Source organism: Nostoc cf. edaphicum LEGE 07299 (assembly GCF_015207245.1).
Lineage (GTDB): Bacteria > Cyanobacteriota > Cyanobacteriia > Cyanobacteriales > Nostocaceae > Nostoc > Nostoc edaphicum_B.
The window spans coordinates 1-4,533 of the sequence record NZ_JADEXF010000436.1 but is presented as its reverse complement, the minus strand read 5'-3'; the positions used below and the strand labels follow the sequence as shown (position 1 = coordinate 4,533).

Here is a 4,533-nt window from a genome sequence, read left to right as displayed (position 1 = left end):
CTTAATAAATTATGATGTTAGTTATTATTTTTAATCTATGTTTACTTTTGTTAATTAGAAGTTAGTTAAGTATTGCAAATAAATGCCAAGATAACTCTATAGGAAGATTGATTTAGTATAACCTTTAACAGGCGATCGCTTACGGTTTAAATAGTTTACACTCCTTCTAAATTTACCGTATTATCTAGCTTTTTAAGCCTTTATACAGTTTTGGTAAATCAGATAGGATTGCTATATCCGAACATCCGCAAAATCTGGGATAACAAGGTTCGGATTTGGATATTTTAATAGTCGAAATTATATTTAATACTATATTGAAACCCCCCAGATTCTATTTGGAGGGTTTGTTTGATTGCTTGTGAGATTTACTTAACTTAGATGTGCCCCTGGTTGTCCGTTCTGGACTACAAAGGAAGCTAAGGTTTTGACTGAGGCATTCATATCAACGATGCTTGATACAACGCGATAGTCACTTTGCCAGCGTTTTGGAGTCAGGTTGCAGCGGACGTATCCTCGGTAAGCACCGTCAAAGAACTTAGTATGGGGATTGTTGCTTAGGGAAGCTTGAACTGGAGCGATAAATGCGGTAGGAAAGTCAGATGTAATTGAAGTTCCTACAAACTCAGTGCCTACCGTCGGTGAGTTTGGGTTATTAAAGTCAAGCTTGAGGTTGTGTACCCAACTAGAATGGATGTCTCCAGTAATTACCACTGGATTAGAGGGTTGGCGCTGGTTGAGAAAACTCAAAAGCCGATTACGTGCAGCCACGTAACCGTCCCACTGATCTACATTGAAGACACTGACACCTGGATTACTATTGAAATTGTACTCGGCTAGCATGGTCTGTTGAGCAATCACATTCCAGCGCGATCGCGATTGATCTAACCCTTTTCGTAGCCATTGCTCTTGTTCTGAGCCTGTCATGGTAGCATTTGGATCAAAAGCTTCGGGGCAGCGAGGCTTAATTCCATCATCACAAGGTTGATTAGTGCGATACTGCCTCGTGTCTAGCACATTGAACTCAGCTAAATTACCGAAAGTCAATCGCCGATAAAGCAGCATATCTGGGCCCTTGGGCAATGAAGACCGACGTAAAGGTATGTGTTCGTAGTAAGCCTGATAGGCATTAGCTCGCCGTTTTCTAAAAGCCTCTTGGGTTTGGTTATCTTCCGGGATTAAGTTGGCGTAGTTGTTGTCAACTTCATGATCGTCCCAAGTGACAATCCAGGGAAAAGCCGCATGAGCAGCTTGAAGATTTGGGTCAGTTTTGTAGAGGGCGTGGCGATCGCGGTAGTCTTTAAGAGTGATAATTTCTGGACTATTATGCTGGCGCAGCCCACCAGATTGTGGCCCGTATTCATAGATGTAATCACCTAGATGAACCACAAGGTCAAGATTTTCCTCAGCTAAATGCCGATAAGCTGTATAGTAGCCATTTTGCCAGTCTTGACAGGAGACAAAAGCAAAGTTCAGTTGTTGAGTATAGCTATAAAATGCTGGTGCTGTACGAGTCCGTCCAATGGGGCTAACTTCCTTACCTGCTTGAAATTGATACCAATACCAACGCTCAGGGTTTAGCCCACGGACATCAACGTGGACTGAGTGCGCTAACTCTGGTGTTGCTAGTACTGTTCCTCGCCGCACAACCTGTTTCATGTTTTCATCAAGGGCGACTTGCCACCGCACTGGAACATTTACCAGTGGCATTCCACCTCCAGAGAGTGGATTGGGAGCCAGTCGTGTCCAGATAACAACACCATCCGGCAAAGGATCGCCAGAGGCAACACCAAGACTGAACGGATAGCTAGAAAACCTTGATTTAGCCAATACCGGATGCCATTGGCTAGCGATTGTTAACCCTGTTAAGAATCCTGCACCCAACAAGAAATTCCGCCGTTTGCACCGATTTGCTAGTAGGCGTGTACCATCCATAAGTTCCATATTCACCCCTTCCCAGATGTAAATACAGTTGGCAAACTTTAGGAGGGTCAGTTGTGAAAATCACAAATAGTGGTTTAAATAATTCGTAATTCGTAATTGCGTTTTGTATGGAGATTTAGACCCTAAATAAAATATCGCTGCTTTTTATAGAAACAGCAGATGTTAATCGGTCTAATAATTATGAATTACTAATTATGTTGATTTGACTTGTCTCCCAATAGCTGCTCAACTTAACACAAGAAACTTACCAACCCAGGATCAAGCAGAAATTAAGATTGTGTTAAGTTTAAAATTTCGATTGGGACATTTAGACCCCAAACGAAACATAGCTGCCGCTACAGGCAATTTTGACAAACCCTTTTCTAATTACGAATTACGAATTATTTAAAATCTGCCATTTCCCTGAACAATGTGCTTAACGGTGGTCAAAGTTTCCAGGCTGATAAATCCCCGGCGATGACCTTTTTGATTAGACATACCGAGAAATACTGAATCTCCCCGCGAAGGGTTGCGGGAAAAACGCGGAGAAGTGTTGATGTAGGTAGAGGCACTGTTAACTCCCAAGGCAAACTGCCGACTTTCCTGGTAGGATTCAGTAACGATAGAGTCGGCATGACCACTGCTGTATTCATTAATCCAGGCGATCGCACCCTCTAAGCTATCCACCAGTTTAAAAGCTACTGTCCTCGTTAAATAAGGGTTTCCCCATTCGCCTTCTTTTACCAGCTGCAACTGGGGAAAGGCTTGGACTAGTTCTGCATCCCCTTTTATTTCAAAGCCTTTTTCCATCAAGCTGTTCCACAAAACGGCTATTGATGATGGCAAGGCTTGACGATGAATTAGTACCTTTTCGATAGCGTTGACTTGATCGGGTTCACTTTGATGGCTATTAAGAATCATCCAACGCACCATTTCTAAGCTACTATTCAGCGACCAATAAAGGTAACAGTTACCCATCGCTGACTTTAAAACTGGGCAAGTTGACTGTCGAACTACTTGCTGCACTAAGCTAGAACGTCCGTAGGGAATCACTAAATTCACGTACTGGTCTTGGGTAACTAGATCCCGAATCGAAGCACCATGTTCTGCTGTAATCAGTTCTAGACAGCCGGGAGCTAGGCCAACTTCTGCGATCGCATTTTGCAGTGCCTCAGCGATAGCGGCGTTGGAATGGCTAGCTTCGGTACTGCCTTTGAGAATTATACAATTGCCAGTTTTGATACAAAAACCCGCTGCGATCGCCCCTAAATCGGGAAACGCCTCATAAATAAATCCAATCACTCCCAAGGGCATTAACTGGGTGTAACTCTGGGAATCTTCTAGTTGATAATCAGCGGTTCTAACGCGTCGCAGCGGATCTGATAATTCCCCCAACCGTTGTAAAATGTCCACTGTCATCTCTAGCCTTGTGGGAGTTAGCTTCAGCCAGTCCAATATCAGCTCAGGCACTGCCATTTCCCGACTGGCTTCTAAATCCAAGGTATTGGCTTCTAGAATGTCGTCAAATGAGCGCTCAATCGCCTTTGCCATTGCCAATACTGCACGACTCCGGTCTGCTCCCTTTGTGAGCGCCAACTTTAGGGAAGCTTGATAGGCTCGTTGGGCACTAGTAATCGGTTCGGGGTGGTCATCCAATTCAACAGTCATTGAGTTAACGTCTGTAGGTAAGCCAGACCATTAGTGCTGGTAGGATAGCCAATAGCACCGCCACCATTGCCCAAGCAATAATGCTGGAACCATTTGCTAATCGCAGTGCTAATGGCAGCCATATAATCACTAGCACGAAAATAATGCCTAGCGCTATAGGCAAATAGCTTTCTCCCAAGCGGGGATGGACAACATGCCAACTATTTCCCATCCAACGCCAAGCCCGTTTGTAGGGATAGGTGGTGGAAAGCTGTTCTAGGACATGACCATTATCTTCTACAACAAAGATTTGCTGACAGCGATCGCAACCAAATGCTTCTGTTAGCGTAATCGGAATTAGCTGACCCCGGCGACGACAGGGACAGGGGTATTCGGTATTGAAATCGATTTTTTCGGGTTTTTGAGATTGCACAAGCGTTCTAATAACTTGAGCGTGTTTTACACGAACTACGAGAATATAATGCCTTGGTAAACACCTTAAAAGCTTCTGTCTTTATATACATAAAAAGGTGATGCAAACATTGCCCTGATTACCAACAGTAGATGCAGCTAACTTTAAGTATTCTACTAATTGCCAAATCAGTACGGAGTTATCTATTTGTAATCTTTCCCCGTAGCTGGCGATCTTGTTTAAAAATTTCCTTCTCTTCATCTGTCGCTTTAAAGGTAGGTAATGTGGTTGCGTTTTGGGGGATTTATTATGCTGACACACCTGATACAATTTTAAACATAGGTGGCAACCACTCCTAAAGCAAATCCTTTGGGAAGGCTACGCTCGTAAACAACACACATCAACAAACCCGCTAATTTCTCTTTAGGTCACTGTCACTATATATTACTATCAGTTCTCAAGGTTAGATCGGCATTATGTCCAATATCTATTCCTTGGAGTTCACAAGTCTTTACAGAGCAGGAATTACTAAAATATTTATTGTAGTGTGTAAC

The 4,533-nt window shown here is 43.2% G+C and carries 3 protein-coding genes; all 3 read right to left on the bottom strand.

Annotated features, from left to right (window positions below; genetic code table 11):
* Positions 1 to 369: 369 nt before the first annotated feature.
* The 3 genes from IQ229_RS14220 to IQ229_RS14210 all read right to left on the bottom strand — a co-directional run bounded on the left by IQ229_RS14220 (position 370) and on the right by IQ229_RS14210 (position 4,000).
* Positions 370 to 1,941 (bottom strand): alkaline phosphatase D family protein, encoded by a 1,572-nt coding sequence (locus IQ229_RS14220; RefSeq protein ID WP_194044716.1) that lies wholly within the window; start codon positions 1,939 to 1,941, stop codon positions 370 to 372.
* 384 nt (positions 1,942 to 2,325) lie between these two features.
* Positions 2,326 to 3,588 (bottom strand): glutamate-5-semialdehyde dehydrogenase, encoded by a 1,263-nt coding sequence (locus tag IQ229_RS14215; RefSeq protein ID WP_194044714.1) that lies wholly within the window; start codon positions 3,586 to 3,588, stop codon positions 2,326 to 2,328.
* Between the two features lie 4 nt (positions 3,589 to 3,592).
* Positions 3,593 to 4,000, bottom strand: a complete 408-nt coding sequence (locus tag IQ229_RS14210) for a hypothetical protein (RefSeq protein ID WP_094348002.1) — start codon at positions 3,998 to 4,000, stop codon at positions 3,593 to 3,595.
* Between the last annotated feature and the right edge of the window lie 533 nt (positions 4,001 to 4,533).

Bases quoted from the DNA above. Each gene is read 5' to 3' on its own strand.
- IQ229_RS14220 (WP_194044716.1), bottom strand. From the start codon at position 1,941: ATGGAACTTATGGATGGTACACGCCTACTAGCAAATCGGTGCAAACGG.
- IQ229_RS14215 (WP_194044714.1), bottom strand. From the start codon at position 3,588: ATGACTGTTGAATTGGATGACCACCCCGAACCGATTACTAGTGCCCAA.